This window comes from Streptosporangium carneum (assembly GCF_027922005.1).
In the GTDB taxonomy this organism is placed as follows: Bacteria; Actinomycetota; Actinomycetes; order Streptosporangiales; family Streptosporangiaceae; genus Streptosporangium; species Streptosporangium carneum.
This window is the reverse complement of sequence record NZ_BSEV01000001.1, coordinates 343,571-359,087: the sequence shown is the minus strand read 5'-3', so window position 1 is coordinate 359,087 and position 15,517 is coordinate 343,571. Positions and strand designations below refer to the sequence as shown.

Genomic DNA, 15,517 nt, shown 5'->3' with positions numbered 1-15,517 from the left:
TGGAAGCGCGACGGCGTGGCCGGTGATGACTCGTCGGCGGGTTCACGCGGAAGACCCGGCGACGATTCGCTTCGACGCCGGGCCGTGAGGGGGAGAAGGTCAGGAGGAGTGACGCGCTGCGGCCTGTTCCAGGAGGACCCGGCAGAGAGTGCCGAGATCGTCGCCCGCGGCCTCCACCGCCATGGGAAGCAGGGAGGTCTCGGTCATCCCCGGAGCGACGTTGACTTCGAGGAAGTAGGGAAACCCTGATCCGTCGACGATGATGTCGGTGCGGGAGACGTCACGCAGACCAAGGGCGGTGTGGGCCGTGACGGCCATCTCCGCACAGGCGGCCGAGGCCTCGGGAGACAGACGCGCCGGAGCGAAGAACTCGGTGTGTCCCGCGGTGTACCGCGCGGCGTAGTCGTACATGCCCGCGTCCGGCACGATCTCCACCGGCGGCAGGGCCACCGGCCCTTCACCGAGGTCGACCACGGAGACGGAGACCTCGACTCCCTCGATGTAGCGCTCGATGAGCGCGGTGTCGCCGTAGGCGAAGCATCCGACCATGGCGGAGGGAAGCTCCTCCGCGGTACGGACGACCGACGCCCCGAGGGCCGAGCCGCCACGGGACGGCTTGACGAAAAGCGGAAGACCGAGGCGTTCCACGATGCGGGCCAGTACGGCGGAGGCGCCGAGGTCGTGGAACGTCTCCTTGGGAAGCGTCACCGAGTCGGGGGTGCGCACGCCGACCGAACGGACGACCGCCTTGGCGGTCGGCTTGTCGAAGGCCACCCTGCAGGCGTCCGGGCCGGCGCCCACATAGGGAACGGAGAGAAGCTCGAGCACCGACCGGATGGCGCCGTCCTCTCCGGCTCCGCCGTGCAGGGTGACGAAGACCGCGTCCGGCGGATCGGCGAGCACGTAGGGCACCAGGGAGGCGTCAGTGTCGCGTGTCTCCACCGAGATCCCCGCTCCGCGCAGCACCTCGCTCACGCGACGACCCGACCGGAGGGACACCTCCCGCTCGTAGGACAGCCCACCCGCCAGGACGAGCACGTGGCCCAGATCACCCATCCGAAAATACCTCTCTTCGCGGCCCACGCCGAGCCTTTGGGGTCGCTCTCACACGACCGGGACGATCGCCGCACAACGGCGCCGGAAGTCACCGTACGGCACGGCACCCGAAGTGACGTCACGGCACAGCGTCCAAGGTGACGCCGTAGTGGAACGTCGGACGTCACCGTACGGCATCACCGCGTCGGCACGCGGACCGGCCGCCTCCCGGCGTGCCGCGACAGCCGTCCCTGAGATGACCGCAGAGTGCTCCCCCGGCATCTCAGAAGCCACCTTCCGGCCTTCGGACCCACCGAACAGGCCCGTTCACCGAACAGCTCTCCGGAGCGTCCACGCGGCCTCCGGGCGAACCAGGATGCCTACCGACCGACCGGGCGAACCTCCGGTCCATGGGCCGCCACCCGGTCCCAAGGGAGCGCCTCGTCCGGCGAGGCGACCGCCATGCGTCGGGTCGCGCACCGCGCATCCGCGCCGATCCGCTCAGCGTCACCGCTCGCCGTACCGGCGCTGTGGGAGGCGACGAACCGGTGGAGTGTGCGCTGGCGAGCCGGTGGGGTGTGGGATGCCGTGGTGCGCTGGGGGGTGTGGGCGGCGACGAATCGGTGAGGGGGCGATGACGAGCCGCTGGAGCGCGGAGGCGTCGTGTCGCGAGGTGAGCGATGGCGAATCGGTGAGGATGCGGGATGTCGTGCCGTACCGGTGGTGTGGGCGGCGACGAACCAGCGGAGATGCGGGGGCGTGCCGTCTCGTTGGCGTGGGGGGCGGTGGGCCGGTGAGGGCGGCGGTGGCGAGTGGTGCGGACGCCGTGCCGACGCTGTGGACGGCGACGGGTCGGTGAAGGCGTGCGAAGGCGAGTGGTGAGGATGCGGGATGCCTTGCCGTCTCGGTGGTGCGGGGGTGGCGGGCCGGTGAGGGCGGCGGTGGCGAGTGGTGCGGACGCCGTGCCGACGCTGTGGACGGCGACGGGCCGGTGAAGGCGTGCGAAGGCAAGGAGGGCGGGGTTGTGGGGTTTCGTGTCGTGACGGGCCGGTGAGGGCGGGTGATGCGGACGCCGTGCCGTGTCGGTGTGATGGACGGCGACCGGGCCGGTGAGGGGGCGACGGCGGGTCAGGGAGATGGACTGCCGTTCTGATGCGTTTGAGGGGGTATGGGAGGGCGGTCCTGACGGTCCCGGACGTGGTGACGGCGGGCGTTCACCGGTCCGGGAACGTCAGGGATCCCGTTGCGGACTTCGGGGACGGACCCGTCAGGGCTCCGTCAGGCGAGGTCGGGGCCCGGGGTGTCGACGCCGATGTGGTCAGCGGGCGCGCCGGGGCCGAAGGTGTCGCGCACCCGCAGCTCCTGCTCGATCACTCCGGCCAGACGGCGGACGCCTTCGCGGATGCGCTCCGGCTCCGGGTAGCAGTAGGAAAGGCGCATGTGACGCGAGCCGCTGCCGTCGGCGTAGAAGCCGGTGCCCGGCACGAAGGCCACCCGTTCCGCGACCGCGCGGGGCAGCAGCGCCTTGGAGTCCAGCCCCTCGGGGAGCGTGGCCCAGACGAAGAACCCGCCGGCGGGGCGGGTCCAGGTGCAGCCCGCGGGCATCATCGCCTCCAGGGCTCCGAGCATGGCGTCGCGCCGCTCGCAGTAGAGCTCCCTGAAGGTCTTGATCTGCTCACGCCACGGCTGGGTGGCGAGGTACTGGCCGACGGCGAGCTGGCTGAAGACGGAGTGGGACAGGACCGCGGACTCCATCGCCAGCACCAGCTTGTCGCGGATGGCGTGCGGGGCGAGCGCCCAGCCGACGCGGAAGCCGGGAGCGAGGGTCTTGGAGAACGAGCCGAGGTAGACCACCCCGTCTGGGCAGTCGGCGCGCAGCGCCCGCATGGATCCGCCCTCGAAGCCGAGCAGGCCGTACGGGTTGTCCTCCACGATCAGCACGCCCGCGCGCTGGCAGATGTCGAGGATCTGCGCTCTGCGGGAGACGTTGAGGGTGACCCCGGCGGGGTTCTGGAAGTTGGGGACGGTGTACAGGAACTTGATCCTGTTGCCGGCCGTCTTCAGCGCGTAGATGGTCTGGGCGAGCGACTCGGGGATGATCCCCTCGTCGTCCATGGAGATGTGGACGACCTTCGCCTGGTAGGCGGAGAAGGTGCCCAGCGCGCCCACGTAGGAGGGCCCCTCGGCCAGGATCACGTCGCCCGGGTCGATGAAGATGCGGGTGACCAGGTCGAGGGCCTGCTGCGAGCCCACGGTCACCACGACGTCGTCGGAGTTGGCCTCGATGCCCTCGAGGCTCATGACGTCGCAGATCTGCTCACGCAGGTGCGGGTCACCCTGGCCTGAGCCGTACTGGAGCGCGACGGGGCCGCGGCGGGCCACCAGGTCGGCGACGAGCTCTCCCACGACGTCGAGGGGAAGAGCGGTGACGTACGGCATGCCACCGGCGAGCGAGACCACTTCCGGCCTCGACGCGACGGCGAAAAGAGCTCGAACCTCGGAGGCGACCATCCCGGTAGCTCGTGCGGCGTACCGATCGACATAGGCGTCGATCCGCGACCCGTGGGACGCGATGGCCTGACCGTGATCTGACTCTTGGGGCACGGTCCACCTCCTTGGCTATGAGGAGCACGGAGTGCTCAAGCTAGAGAAACCAGGGTACGGCAGAGGCGGTTGTCGTCTGCGTGTGGGGACGGGACACCCTGAAACCAGGGCCCTCACTGAGCTACGATGCCAGCTGGAGACGCCGTTTTCGCGCGTTTTTCGCCATGGCTTGCACTCGTCTCGCCAGGATTGGGGCCAACAGGTGTCGCGTCGGCTGGCAAACGTCACCCTTGACAATCTCGACGACCTGCCGCACCGGTGCCGCCGGTGCGTCTTCTGGGAACTGGATCCCGTGAACGGCAACCGCGCCGTCGAGGCGGGTGATCCGGGGCTGGAGAAAGAGGCCTGGATCTCCTCGACCCTGCTGGAGTGGGGCAGCTGCGGAAAGATCGTCTATGTGGACGGCGTCGCGGCGGGCTTCGTCCTCTACGCGCCGCCGCACCATGTGCCCCGTTCGGTGGCGTTCCCGACGTCGCCGGTCAGCGCGGACGCCGTGCTGCTGATGACCGCGCACATCATCCCGGAGTTCTCCGGCGGCGGCCTGGGCCGCATGCTGGTGCAGGGCGTGGCCAAGGACCTGACCCGGCGCGGGGTGCGGGCGATCGAGGCGTTCGGCGATCTGAAGTGGGAGCAGCCGGGGGCGTGCCTGATGCCCGCCGAGTACCTCCTTTCGGTCGGGTTCAAGACGGTGAGACCGCATCTGCGCTTCCCCAGGCTCCGCCTGGAGCTCAAGTCCGCCGTCTCGTGGCGTGAGGACGTCGAGGTGGCTCTGGAGAGGCTGCTGGGGTCCATGTCCCCGGAGAGGGCGCTGAGGCCTGTCTGAGGCGGCCTGAGGGCCTTTTAAGGCCATATTTCGGTCCGCTGAACGTGACCCGATTTTTGGGAAGACCCGGCGTGGGGGATTCCGCCTCCGCAGGCGGGACCACCGGTCGTCGCCGACGGGCGCGGACGTGCGAAAGCCCCCTGCGGTGGGACGCGAGGGGGCTTTCACGGTGGGTGTGCCGCTCGGAAAGCGGGTGGTACGGCGGGCGCTGTGGGGTGCGACAGCCGCAGGGGGCCCTTGGGTCCTCTCCCCGGCTTCGGGAGGAGGACCTAGATGATGCCCTCGAGCTCGCGAAGCAGCATGGCCTTCGGCTTGGCGCCGATGATCTGCTTCACAACCTCTCCGTTCTTGTAGACGTTCAGGGTCGGAATCTGGAGTACGCCGTAGTTCCCCGCGGTCGTCGGGTTCTCGTCGACGTTGAGCTTGACGATGGTCAGCTTCTCCGCCTGCTCGTTGGCGATCTCCTCCAGGATCGGAGCGACCTGGCGGCACGGGCCGCACCACTCCGCCCAGAAGTCGACGATGACGGGCTTGTCGCTCTTCAGGACGTCGGCGTCGAAGCTGGCGTCGGTAACGTTCTTGATGGCGCCCAAGGTTTGCTGCTCCCTCTCTGCGGTGGTGTGGTTGTCGACGGTCAGCTGTCGCGCTCGGCCAGCCAGCGCTCGGCGTCCAGCGCCGCGGCGGTGCCGGTGCCGGCGGCGGTGATCGCCTGGCGGTAGATGTGGTCGACGACGTCGCCCGCGGCGAAGACGCCGTCCAGGTTGGTGCGGGTGTAGGGGGAGTCGACCTTGATGTAGCCCTCGTCGTCGAGCTCGACCTGGCCCTTGACCAGCTCGGTGCGGGGGTCGTGACCGATGGCGATGAACAGGCCGGTGGCCGCGAGCTCGCTCTCCTCGCCGGTCTTGAGGTTGCGCAGACGCACCCCGGAGACCTTCTTCTCCCCCAGCACGTCGACGACCTCGCTGTCCCAGACGAAGCGGATCTTCTCGTTCGCGAACGCGCGATCCTGCATGATCTTGCTGGCGCGCAGCTCGTCGCGGCGGTGCACGACGGTCACCGAGTTGGCGAACCGGGTCAGGAAGGTGGCCTCCTCCATGGCGGTGTCGCCGCCGCCGACGACCACGATGTCCTGGCCGCGGAAGAAGAAGCCGTCACAGGTGGCGCACCAGGAGACGCCGTGGCCGGACAGACGCTTCTCGTTGGGCACGCCCAGCTCGCGGTAGCCGGAGCCGGTGGCCAGGATGACGGCCTTGGCGTGGTAGGTGTCCGTGGCGGTCTTGACGACCTTGGGGGTGACGGTCAGGTCGACCTCGACCACGTCGTCGGCGACCAGCTCGGCGCCGAACCGGTCGGCCTGCTTGCGCAGGTTGTCCATGAGGTCGGGGCCCATGATCCCGTCGGGGAAGCCCGGGAAGTTCTCCACCTCGGTGGTGTTCATCAGGGCGCCGCCCGCGGTGACCGAGCCTTCGAAGACCAGCGGCTTGAGGTCGGCGCGCGCGGAGTACACGGCCGCGGTGTAACCGGCGGGACCCGATCCAATGACGATCACATTCCGGACGTCGATCACTGCTGCGCCTTTCCCTCTGTCGTTGCCAGTGGCGTCAACAGATCCTAGGCGTCGGTGATTCCCGTACGACACGCGAGAGCCCGGCATGGACGAATCCATGCCGGGCTCTGTTCGCGTGAGTCGTCACCGGCGACGCCGGCGGCCTACTTCCAGTGTGCGAGGGCGGGCTTGCGCACGTCGTCACACTGCGGGCCCACGACGTGGACACGCACCCTGTTCTTGGCCTGGTTGTTCCAGAAGACCATGATGTTGGCCTCCTGACCGTTGTAGAAGCCCTGGTCCACGGCGAACGGTGACTTGCCGACCTTGCCGGAGACCTGCTTGACGCACTGGGCGAGCTTGTAGCCCTCAGACTGGTCCTGGGCGTCCACGATCTGCGCGGGACCGATGTAGTCCAGCAGCGACCCGCGTAGCTCCTGCTCGGTGTAGTTCCAGTTGCTGTCGGTCAGCTGGTAGCCGTCGCTCTTCGCCGGGGCCGGCAGGGCCTCCACCGACACGCGGCTCGGCGGCGCCGCCACGTTGAGAGCCCCGGTCGTCACCACGGCCGCGCCGACGACCGCCGCCGCCGCTCCGGCCGCCACGGCGGGCAGCGCCCAGCGGCGCCGCTGCGTGGCCTTGCGCCGCCTGGCGGGCCTGATGGCGCCGTCGTCGCCGACGACTCCGAGTCTGGGCACCGGCTCAGGCTCGGGTTCCGGCAGAACCGGCTCAGGCGCGGGGAGAGGCTTCGTCTCCCACGGCGCGTCGCGCATTATTTCGTCCCAGGCCGGTGCTTCCACCAGGCCTACTCCACCTCCACGGAAGCTTTCGGCCTCTGCGGCCAGCGCGCGGTCGATCCGGAGCGCGACCCCCATCGGCATCGCCGGTGTGGGCGTCGCCGCGAGCACCTCACGAACCGCTGCGAGGTCGGCGAGGCTTTCGCCACAGGGGTCGCAGACCGCGAGATGCTCGCGTACCTGCAGGGCCGTGGCGGCGTCGAGAAGACCCTCTGCCAGCTCGGCGAGGATCTCCAGGTCGTAGTGCGTATCACCCGTCACGAAGTTCTGCTCCCTTCGCGGATGAGACGCGAGACAGGTCGGATCGGTTCCGCAGGTGCGAAAGAATTGGGGCGAGTTTCGCGCGTCCGCGCGCGCATCTGCTCTTCACGGTGCCGCTCGGCACCTCCAGGACCTGCGCCGCGTCCTCCACGGAGTACCCCATCATGTCCACGAGCACGAGTGCCGCCCGCTGGTCGGACGGCAGCAGCTTGAGCGCGGCGGAGACCTCCATCGAGACCTCGCGCTCGGCTGTCTGGTCGAGCACCGGAGTGTCGCGTTCGGCGGCCTCGACGAGCTCGTCGTCGGCGACCGGGCGGACGGACTTCCGGCGCATGCGGTCCAGGCAGGCGTTCACCACGATGCGGTGCAGCCACGTGGTGACGGCCGCCTCGCCGCGGAAGCTCTCGGCCTTGCGATAGGCCGAGACGAAGGCGTCCTGTACGGCGTCGGCCGCCTCGTCGGGGTCGCCCAGCGTGCGCAGGGCGACCGCCCACATGCGGTCTCGATGTCGCTTGACTATTTCACTGAAGGCGTGCGGGTCTCCGGCGATGTGCCGGGTCAGCAGATCGGCGTCGGACACCATGGGCCGCGCCATCTGCTGTGCCGCCGCTGGCGGGGTCTCGGGTGGGGAATTCACAAGGAGAGTCCTGGCTGTGCCGATCCGGGGAGAACACCACTACGTGATAGATGGTGCCACGAAATCTCACATGATCGGCAAGAAGCCGGGTAAAAACGATCAAATCGCTCTGGCATCACTTGATGGCGAGGACCTTCACGTCGTGCACGGTGCCGCGGTATTTCCCCTGGTAGGTGGGCAGTTTGGTGAACCAGAGCAGGACGTAGCGGCCCTTCTGCGGTGAGTCAGCGCTGAAGGTCTTCTTTCCCGACGCGTCGGTGAACCTGTGGGCGACCGACAGGCTGTTCAGGTCGGCCGAGTCGCCGATCCTGAGCTCAACGGTGCCGCCGGAGCTCTCGCCGCCGAAGTCGACCGTCACCTGCTTGACCGGCACGTTCTGCCCCAGGTCGAGCAGGAGACCGACTCCGGCCTTCAGCCTGCCGAAGTCGACCGACTCGTAGGACTCGGAGTGCCAGTCGGTGGAGGGCTTGCCGTCGACCGCGTTGAGGGCCAGCTCGGCCCGCTCCTCGCCGTCGCCCAGCGGGTCGAAGCCGGAGACCGACTGGGGCTTCACCTCGCGGGTCGCCACCGCCGTGGTCGGCGTGGGCGTGACGGTCACCCCCGGGGTCGGGGTGCCGGCGTTGCCGATGCTGCGGCCGAGCGTCCACGCGCCCAGGCCGACGGCCGCCATCACCAGCAGCACGACCACGGTCATGGCCACCTTGCCGAGCACTCCGCCGCCGCCGGAGGGGCGCGGCCTGTGCGGCTGCATGTGCTGGATCGGCGGCGGGCTGGGACGCTGGGACGCCGCGGTGTCCAGGCCCTCGGAGCGAGAGGCCGTCACCTGGGGCGCCGCCGGCATCGGCATCGGCATCGGCATCGGCATCGGCGCGGGCCTGGGAACCGAGCTGAGAGCGTCGGCGAGCTCGGCCGGCGTCGTGAACGGGGTGAGGCCGCGCTTGCTCTCCGGCAGCAACGCCCGGCAGACGATGGTGTCGAGGTAGCCGGGCACTCCTGCGGTGACCTGGCGCGGTGTGCAGTAGTGATCGTCGTCCATGGGGGCGGGAGGAAGCCCGAAGTCCTCCTCGCCGGGCCAGTGACCCGTCAGCCCGGCGTACAGCAGGCGGCCGAGGCCCTCGGTGTCGGCGCGGGCGGAGTCCTCGCTCGTGACGTCCATCAGCACGGCGTCGATGCCGAGGCCGAGCAGCTTGACCGTGCTGCCCGCCGTCCACACCAGGTGCTCAGGGGTCAGGTAGAGGTGGGCGAGGCCGGCCTCGTGGGCGTGGGCCAGCGCCTCCGCGGCCTCCGCGACCAGCGCGGCGGCCCGCTCGGGTTCGAGCGGACCCGCGGCGATCATGTCGGTGAGGGTCTCCCCGCTGACCCACTCGCTGACGACGTAGGAGTGGCCGTCGTCCTCGGTGGCGTCGAAGACCTGGGTCAGCCGGGGGTCGGTCAGCCTGCTGGCGACGCGCGCGGCGGAGACGACCTCGTTCAGACGGGGGAAGTCGGGGTTGAAGGTGTGCACGGCGACGGGCCTGGCGAGCACCTCGTCGATCGCCTTCCACAAGGTGGCCCCGCTGGACTCGTGGACGCGATCCTCAAGCCGGAAACGCTCGGCCAATTTCGTACCGGGCTCGACGGCGGAGGAACTCATGAGCTCTCCACAAGTGAGAACACGACAGCGCCACACCAGATTGACACATCAGGACACATCACGCGATGCCGGGTGGATCCGCCCACGCCCTCCTGCTTCCATTAGCCGCATGTCACCACACGCGTTGCACCATGTTAGTCCCGCGCAGGTTCCGCCCGTGTTCTCCTTGTCAGACGCTTGGAACAACTCTTTGGATTACCGGCGTACCCGGCCCGCGACCATTTCAACGACCGAACTCACCTCGGGGATGCGCATCCGGTGCGCGATGACCAGGTACAGAACCATACCGAGACCGCCGCCCGCGGCCAGCATGACGGCCGCGCTGAGCGGGTTCAGGCCGGTCGTCTCCTGGGTCAGCCACAGCACGCCCAGCGCGAGCAGCGCGGCGGGGAGCGCGGCGACGTACATCCGGGAGAGCCCCGCGGCCACGGCGCGTCCCTGGAGGCCGTGCACGCGGCGGCTGGCGAGGGCCCAGGCGACCGCGGAGCCCAGGACGTAGGTGACGGTGAACGCGAAGGCCAGGCCCATCACGATGTACTGGACGGGCAGGGTCAGGTAGGCCAGGAGGCTGAGCGCGGCGTTCACCGTCACGTTGCCGAAGGCGACGAAGACCGGCGTCCTGGTGTCCCCGAAGGCGTAGAAGACGCGCAGCAGCAGCTGGAAGATCGAGAACGGCACCAGCGCCAGCCCGAAGACCTGCAGCACGTTGCCGATGTAGACCGCCGAGTCGACGGTCATGTTGCCCCACGAGAAGATCAGCACGGTCACCGCGGGGCCCAGCACCATCAGCAGCAGCCCGGAGGGCACCAGCAGCGCCGACACCAGGCGCACGCCCGAGCCGAACTCCTCCCTGACCGTCTCGAGCTGCCCGTCCGCCACGGCCCGACTCATCCGGGGCAGCATCGCGGTGATCACCGAGACCGCGATGATCCCGTAGGGGAGCTGGAAGAACTGGTAGGCGTACGCGTAGGCGGAGTTGCCCGCGCCCGGGGCCCGCTCGCCCGCCCCGGAGGAGAGCCTGGTGGTGATCAGGAAGCCGAGCTGGCTGATGCCGACGTAGGCGAACGTCCACACGGCGGTGCGGCCCATCTCGCCGAGCCCCGCCTCCCGCAGGTCCAGCCTGGGCACGAACCGGAAGCCGACCCGGTGCAGCGAGACGACCAGCACCGCGCACTGGGCCACGATTCCCGCGGTGGTGCCCAGACCGAGCAGGGCCAGGTCGGCGTCGCTCACCGTGCTGACGTCCGTGCCCGCCAGGCCCAGCTTCACGTAGTAGGCCAGGGAGACGCCGATCATCACGATGTTGTTCAGCACCGGCGCCCACATCGGGGCGGCGAACCTGTCACGGGTGTTGAGGATCGCCCCCGCGATCGCCCCCACGCCGAAGAAGGCGATCTGCGGAAGGATGTACTGCGCCAGCTTGATCGCGACCTCGATCTTCCTGGGGTTCCAGTCCGTGCTGTAGAGGCCGATCAACGGCCTGGCCATCAGCACGCCCGCGACCGCGACCAGCGTCAGCACGATCACCCCGAGCGTCATCAGCCGCTGCTCGTAGGCCCGGCCCCCGTCGGCGTCGCTGCGCTGCCGCCGGACGATCATCGGCACCACGACGCTGCTCAGGATGCCGCCGATGAGGAAGTCGAACAGGATGAGGGGGATCGTGTAGGCCACGTTGTAGGCGTCGCCGAGGGCGAAGGTGCCGATGGCCGCGGCGAGCACCGCCGTGCGCACGAAACCCGTGACGCGGGAGACCATCGTGCCCGCCGCCATGACCGCGCTCGCGCGCAGCACCCTGCTCATTGCTTTTCCTCCGCCAGATACGCCAGATGGCTGTGTCGCCAGGTGCTCACGACTCGTTGCCCGCCGGGGCGCTCGCGCGTCTCGGCGCGGCCGGAGCCGCGACGCGGCGGGTTCCCCTGCGGCGCAGGATGCGCAGCACGACGGCGGCCAGCAGCACCACGATGGCCGCTCCGACGATCACCAGCGCGATCCCCGTGTAGCCGGTGGTGCGGACCGTGAGCTCGACCGGCGTGCCGTACCTGCGCCCGTCGCCGGTCATGAGCTGGACCTTCACCTTCGTCTGGCCGCTGGCCAGCACGGTCATGGGAACCCGGACGGTCTGGTTCTGACCGCCCATGATGGTCAACTCGTCCTTGTAGTTCTCGATCTTCAACAGCCTGGGCCGCTCCGAGGTCACCTTGAGGCGGACCGAGACCCTGCTGCCGGGCCCCGCCAGGCCGTTGCGGACGCTGATCGGCACCTCGCCGTTCGTGCCCGCGAGGGTGCGCAGCGGCGACTGCTCGTTGCCGGTGATCGAGACCTGGCGGATGCGGCCGTCGACCGCGGTCCCCACCTGCGTGACGTACGGCGCCGCCGCGTCGCCCCTGCCCCGCCACGCGGACGAGGACAGGCGCAGCAGCGCCAGGTCGAACACGTCGATGTCCTGGGCGTCGGTGACCGCCGCGGTCAGGTCCGCCTTGCGGCCGACCCGCCTGACGCTCTTCATGTACGGCTTGGCGAGCTCTTCGCGCCGGTTCTGGTCGGTGTAGGTGAGGTCGGCCCGCTGGGGCGCGACCCCCTTGCCCCGTTTCACCGAGTCGAGCGTGGCCGGGGCGAGCCACGGCAGGGTCGAGGCCGTCTTCACCAGCCCCGTGACGTACGCGGGGTCGGGGGACCAGCGCCGCTGCGGTGCGGCGATCACGGTCCTCGGGACGGCCCCGGGCTCGGAGGCGATCATCGCGGTCTCCGCGACGAACCGCTGGCGGTTCAGCACCGCGGCGCCGGCCACCGAGGTGTCCGTGTCGAGGGTCTCGCTCAGCGCCCTGTCGGTGACGAGGGCGGTGACGGGGCCGTTCACGCTGTTCAGGGTCGTCGAGGCGTCCGGCGTCGTGGCGGACGGTGTCACGAGGGGCAGGTTCGCCTCGTTCAGCAGCACGGTGTCGACGCCGCCCTTGGACAGCAGGTCCAGGCCGTCGTAGTCGATCATCCCGTTCGCCGGCCAGTTCACGGTGGTCAGGGTGTCGCGGCCGAGAGTCTCGTGGCCGGTGCGTTTCGCCGCCTCGATCGCGGTGCCCGTGGAGTCGTCGACGCCGCTGTGGGCCAGGGCCGCGACGTCCGGATCGGCGTAGGGAGTCGCCACGACCGGGGAGTCGGCGAGCGCGGCGCGGAGGTCGGCGAGCCACTTGGCGGCGGAGGCGTCGGCGGAGCGCTTCTCGATCTTGTCCTTCACCTTCACCGAGTACGGCGCGCCCAGCGTCCGCGCGTCGTCGAGGAGCGCGGGGTCGACGACCCAGGTGAGGTTCTTGGCGGCGGAGGTGTCCTTGGCGATCCTCAGCAGGTCGTCCAGACGCTTGCCCGAGGCCATGGACGCGGGCAGGGTGTCGTCGAGGAAGACCTCGTCGACGGCCCTGCGGGGCTGGTCGACGATCGGCATGACCATGGCCAGCCTGGTGCGGGGGACCTTCATGCCCCTGGGCATGTAGACCACGAAGGTGCGCTGCACGGCGACCTGCTGCCCGAAGGCGTCGATCACCTCGATCATGATCGGGTAGACGCCGAACCGGGAGATGCCCCGCTGCTGCGGGGTGAAGACGAACTCCCACGGGGCCTTCGCCGCGGGCGCGAGCGTGCCCGGCTGGAGGTAACGCTCGTCACGCCACGCGCCGGGCTGAAGACCCTGGCCGCCGGCGTAGGCCTCCATGTCGGCACGGCGCAGGAACGGCTGGGACGAGTAGTGCATCCGGACCCGCATGCCGCTGACGGTCTGGGTGCCGGTGTTGACGAAGGAGCCGGAGATCCTGATCTCGGTCGTCGGTTCGCGGGGCACGTCGGGCGTCATGGCCTCGAGCACCAGCTGGGGCGACTGGCGGGCCACGGAGCTCTCCGCGCCGGTCCGCGTGGACGCTCCCGCGTTCGTCTGGGCGTTCGCCGTACCCGGAAGCGCCACGGCCGCTGGGGAGAGCAGCGTGGCGGTCAGTACGGCGAGCATCGTGACCTTGTAGCTCACGTGCCGGCCAGGGGTCGAGTACGGCGCACGCCCGTAATGCTATGGCCTATCCGGCGAGCGGGAAGGTCGCCTGCTCCCTCCGTGACCGGGATTGGGCCAGGTCGATGGTTTTCCCTGAAACAAGTGTGAGCAGGTGATCGGCGCGGATCAGCAGTGCCGTACGGCGTTCTCCCGTCGGGGTGTGAACGACTTCGTCGCTGTTTGCGAGGCGTCCGTCGACCAGCACGGTCAGCCCGTCGGGCAGCAGCAGCGGGCAGACCAGCCCGGCCGCGTAGTCGGTGGCGGAGTTCACGGTGAAGGCGGAGGCGGGACGGACCCTGCGGGCGCCGAGGATGCCGCCGACGACGCCCGGCATGGGAGGGGAGTCGACGGAGGCGACGACGGCGACGGGCTGACGGCCCAGGCGGGTCGTGACCTCGAAGACCGTGACCGCGACGCAGGTCGCCGGACTCGCGGCCAGCAGCTCCGGCAGCTCCTCGGCACACGTCATCGCGCTCGGAAGGCGTACGATCTCATGGTGAACCTGGTGTGCGAGGAGCCAGCGGTGGATCGCGAGGGCGTCCTTCATGTATGTGCTCCTTGCCTCGACTAGCCTCGACGCACGGCCCCCGACGGTCTCTTACCGACCGTAACCTGGTGATCGCTTGAGGTGTATCCCCAGAGGGGAACATGTTCCGTAACCGAAGGACCTACCCGGCTTGTCCCTTTCAAACCTGACTGAGAGCCAGCGGCACGGCATGAGCGAGCTGTTCCGGAAGATCGCCCCTGTGGCCGACGAGCTCGGTGAGCTGTTCGCCGCCAGGGGATACCAGATAGCCCTCGTGGGCGGTTCGGTGCGCGACGTCTTCCTCGGCAGGATCGGCAACGATCTCGACCTGACCACGGACGCGCGCCCCGAGACGGTCCTCGACCTCGTCCGCGACTGGGCCGACTCCGTCTGGACGATCGGCATCGACTTCGGCACGGTCGGCGTCCGCAAGGGCAACTGGCTGCTGGAGATCACCACCTATCGCAGCGAGTCCTACGACCCCAAGTCGCGCAAGCCGGACGTGGTCTACGGCGACACGCTCGAGGGCGACCTGGCCAGGCGCGACTTCGCGGTCAACGCGATGGCGCTGCGCCTGCCCTCACGCGAGTTCGTCGACCCGCACGGCGGCCTCGACGACCTGCACGCCAGGGTGCTGCGCACGCCGGGTCCCCCCGAGCGGTCCTTCGACGACGACCCGCTGCGGATGCTCAGGGCGGCCAGGTTCGCCAGCCAGCTCGGCTTCACCGTCGACCGGGCGGCGCTCGAGGCGATGACCGCGATGGCCGAGCGGATCGAGATCGTCTCGGCGGAGCGGATCCGCGAGGAGCTGAACAAGCTCATCTGCGGCGCCCACCCCCGGGAGGGCCTGGCGCTTCTCGTCGAGTCGGGGCTCGCCGCCCACGTCCTGCCCGAGCTGCCCAAGCTCCGCCTGGAGATCGACGAGCACCACCGGCACAAGGACGTCTACGAGCACACGTTGATCGTTCTCGAGCAGGCGATCGGCCTCGAGGAGAACGGCCCCGACAAGATCCTGCGCTGGGCCGCGCTGCTGCACGACGTCGGCAAGCCGAAGACCCGCCGTCACGAGCCGGGGGGCAGGGTCTCCTTCCACCACCACGAGGTGGTCGGCGCCCAGCTCGCCAAGAAGCGCATGACCGAGCTGAAGTTCCCCAAGGACGTGGTCGCCGACGTCTCCCGCCTGGTCGAGCTGCACCTGCGCTTCCACGGGTACGGCACGGGCGAGTGGACCGACTCGGCCGTGCGCCGCTACGTCCGCGACGCGGGGCACCTGCTCGAACGCCTCCACAAGCTGACCCGCGCCGACTGCACGACCCGCAACAGGCGCAAGGCCCAGGCGCTGTCGCAGACCTACGACCACCTGGAGGAGCGCATCGCCAGGCTGGCCGACGAGGAGGAGCTCGGCAAGATCCGTCCCGAGCTCGACGGCAACGAGATCCAGGCGCTCCTCGGCCTGCCCCCCGGCCCGGCCGTGGGGCGCGCCTACAAGTTCCTCCTGGAGATGCGCCTGGACAAGGGCGTCGTCGGCAAGGAGGCGGCGACGGAGGCCCTGCGCGCCTGGGCGGGAGAGAACGGACTCCTCCCCTGACCGGTCCGTCCCCCGAAGGCCCCCCGGACGCCCGGAGCCTCGA

12 protein-coding genes are annotated in these 15,517 nt (G+C 69.6%); 2 read left to right on the top strand and 10 right to left on the bottom strand.

Annotated elements, in window-relative coordinates:
- Nucleotides 1-99: 99 nt before the first annotated feature.
- Together PKF00_RS01680 and PKF00_RS01675 are read right to left on the bottom strand one after the other, a co-directional pair.
- Nucleotides 100-1,056: a D-alanine--D-alanine ligase family protein gene (locus PKF00_RS01680; protein ID WP_271215519.1), complete on the bottom strand. Its 957-nt coding sequence runs from the start codon at nt 1,054-1,056 to the stop codon at nt 100-102.
- Nucleotides 1,057-2,313: 1,257 nt separating this feature from the next.
- Nucleotides 2,314-3,546, bottom strand: coding sequence for an aminotransferase-like domain-containing protein (locus tag PKF00_RS01675; RefSeq protein ID WP_271215518.1), 1,233 nt, complete (start codon nt 3,544-3,546; stop codon nt 2,314-2,316).
- A 295-nt stretch (nt 3,547-3,841) separates the two neighbouring features.
- Between PKF00_RS01675 and PKF00_RS01670 the strand changes: the two genes are divergently transcribed.
- Nucleotides 3,842-4,462, top strand: coding sequence for a GNAT family N-acetyltransferase (locus PKF00_RS01670; RefSeq protein ID WP_271215517.1), 621 nt, complete (start codon nt 3,842-3,844; stop codon nt 4,460-4,462).
- A gap of 269 nt (nt 4,463-4,731) precedes the next feature.
- Here the strand turns inward: PKF00_RS01670 and trxA are convergent, their stop codons facing one another.
- The 8 genes from trxA to PKF00_RS01630 all read right to left on the bottom strand — a co-directional run bounded on the left by trxA (nt 4,732) and on the right by PKF00_RS01630 (nt 13,907).
- Nucleotides 4,732-5,055 (bottom strand): thioredoxin, encoded by a 324-nt coding sequence (gene trxA, locus PKF00_RS01665; RefSeq protein ID WP_271215516.1) that lies wholly within the window; start codon nt 5,053-5,055, stop codon nt 4,732-4,734.
- A gap of 41 nt (nt 5,056-5,096) precedes the next feature.
- Entirely contained in the window at nt 5,097-6,029 is a 933-nt protein-coding gene (trxB, locus tag PKF00_RS01660) for a thioredoxin-disulfide reductase (RefSeq protein WP_271215515.1), read from the bottom strand.
- A 143-nt stretch (nt 6,030-6,172) separates the two neighbouring features.
- The gene (locus tag PKF00_RS01655; protein WP_271215514.1) at nt 6,173-7,063 is read right to left on the bottom strand and encodes an anti-sigma factor family protein; all 891 of its coding nucleotides are present in this window, start codon (nt 7,061-7,063) and stop codon (nt 6,173-6,175) included.
- Nucleotides 7,053-7,658 (bottom strand): RNA polymerase sigma factor SigM, encoded by a 606-nt coding sequence (gene sigM / locus PKF00_RS01650; RefSeq protein WP_271216335.1) that lies wholly within the window; start codon nt 7,656-7,658, stop codon nt 7,053-7,055. The genes PKF00_RS01655 and sigM overlap by 11 nt, the downstream gene beginning before the upstream one ends.
- A gap of 157 nt (nt 7,659-7,815) precedes the next feature.
- On the bottom strand, nt 7,816-9,333 hold the full coding sequence (locus PKF00_RS01645) for a protein kinase family protein (RefSeq protein WP_271215513.1): 1,518 nt from the start codon (nt 9,331-9,333) through the stop codon (nt 7,816-7,818).
- A gap of 195 nt (nt 9,334-9,528) precedes the next feature.
- Nucleotides 9,529-11,133 (bottom strand): murein biosynthesis integral membrane protein MurJ, encoded by a 1,605-nt coding sequence (gene murJ / locus PKF00_RS01640; RefSeq protein ID WP_271215512.1) that lies wholly within the window; start codon nt 11,131-11,133, stop codon nt 9,529-9,531.
- Nucleotides 11,134-11,179: 46 nt separating this feature from the next.
- The gene (locus PKF00_RS01635; RefSeq protein WP_271215511.1) at nt 11,180-13,339 is read right to left on the bottom strand and encodes a DUF6049 family protein; all 2,160 of its coding nucleotides are present in this window, start codon (nt 13,337-13,339) and stop codon (nt 11,180-11,182) included.
- A gap of 46 nt (nt 13,340-13,385) precedes the next feature.
- Nucleotides 13,386-13,907, bottom strand: a complete 522-nt coding sequence (locus PKF00_RS01630; protein WP_271215510.1) for an aminoacyl-tRNA deacylase — start codon at nt 13,905-13,907, stop codon at nt 13,386-13,388.
- A gap of 169 nt (nt 13,908-14,076) precedes the next feature.
- On the opposite strand from PKF00_RS01630, the gene PKF00_RS01625 reads away from it, so the two are divergent.
- The gene (locus tag PKF00_RS01625; RefSeq protein WP_271215509.1) at nt 14,077-15,474 is read left to right on the top strand and encodes a CCA tRNA nucleotidyltransferase; all 1,398 of its coding nucleotides are present in this window, start codon (nt 14,077-14,079) and stop codon (nt 15,472-15,474) included.
- Nucleotides 15,475-15,517: the final 43 nt, after the last annotated feature.

Bases quoted from the DNA above. Each gene is read 5' to 3' on its own strand.
- PKF00_RS01680 (WP_271215519.1), bottom strand. From the start codon at position 1,056: ATGGGTGATCTGGGCCACGTGCTCGTCCTGGCGGGTGGGCTGTCCTAC.
- PKF00_RS01675 (WP_271215518.1), bottom strand. From the start codon at position 3,546: ATGGTCGCCTCCGAGGTTCGAGCTCTTTTCGCCGTCGCGTCGAGGCCG.
- sigM (WP_271216335.1), bottom strand. From the start codon at position 7,658: ATGGCGCGGCCCATGGTGTCCGACGCCGATCTGCTGACCCGGCACATC.
- PKF00_RS01645 (WP_271215513.1), bottom strand. From the start codon at position 9,333: ATGAGTTCCTCCGCCGTCGAGCCCGGTACGAAATTGGCCGAGCGTTTC.
- murJ (WP_271215512.1), bottom strand. From the start codon at position 11,133: ATGAGCAGGGTGCTGCGCGCGAGCGCGGTCATGGCGGCGGGCACGATG.
- PKF00_RS01630 (WP_271215510.1), bottom strand. From the start codon at position 13,907: ATGAAGGACGCCCTCGCGATCCACCGCTGGCTCCTCGCACACCAGGTT.
- PKF00_RS01625 (WP_271215509.1), top strand. From the start codon at position 14,077: ATGAGCGAGCTGTTCCGGAAGATCGCCCCTGTGGCCGACGAGCTCGGT.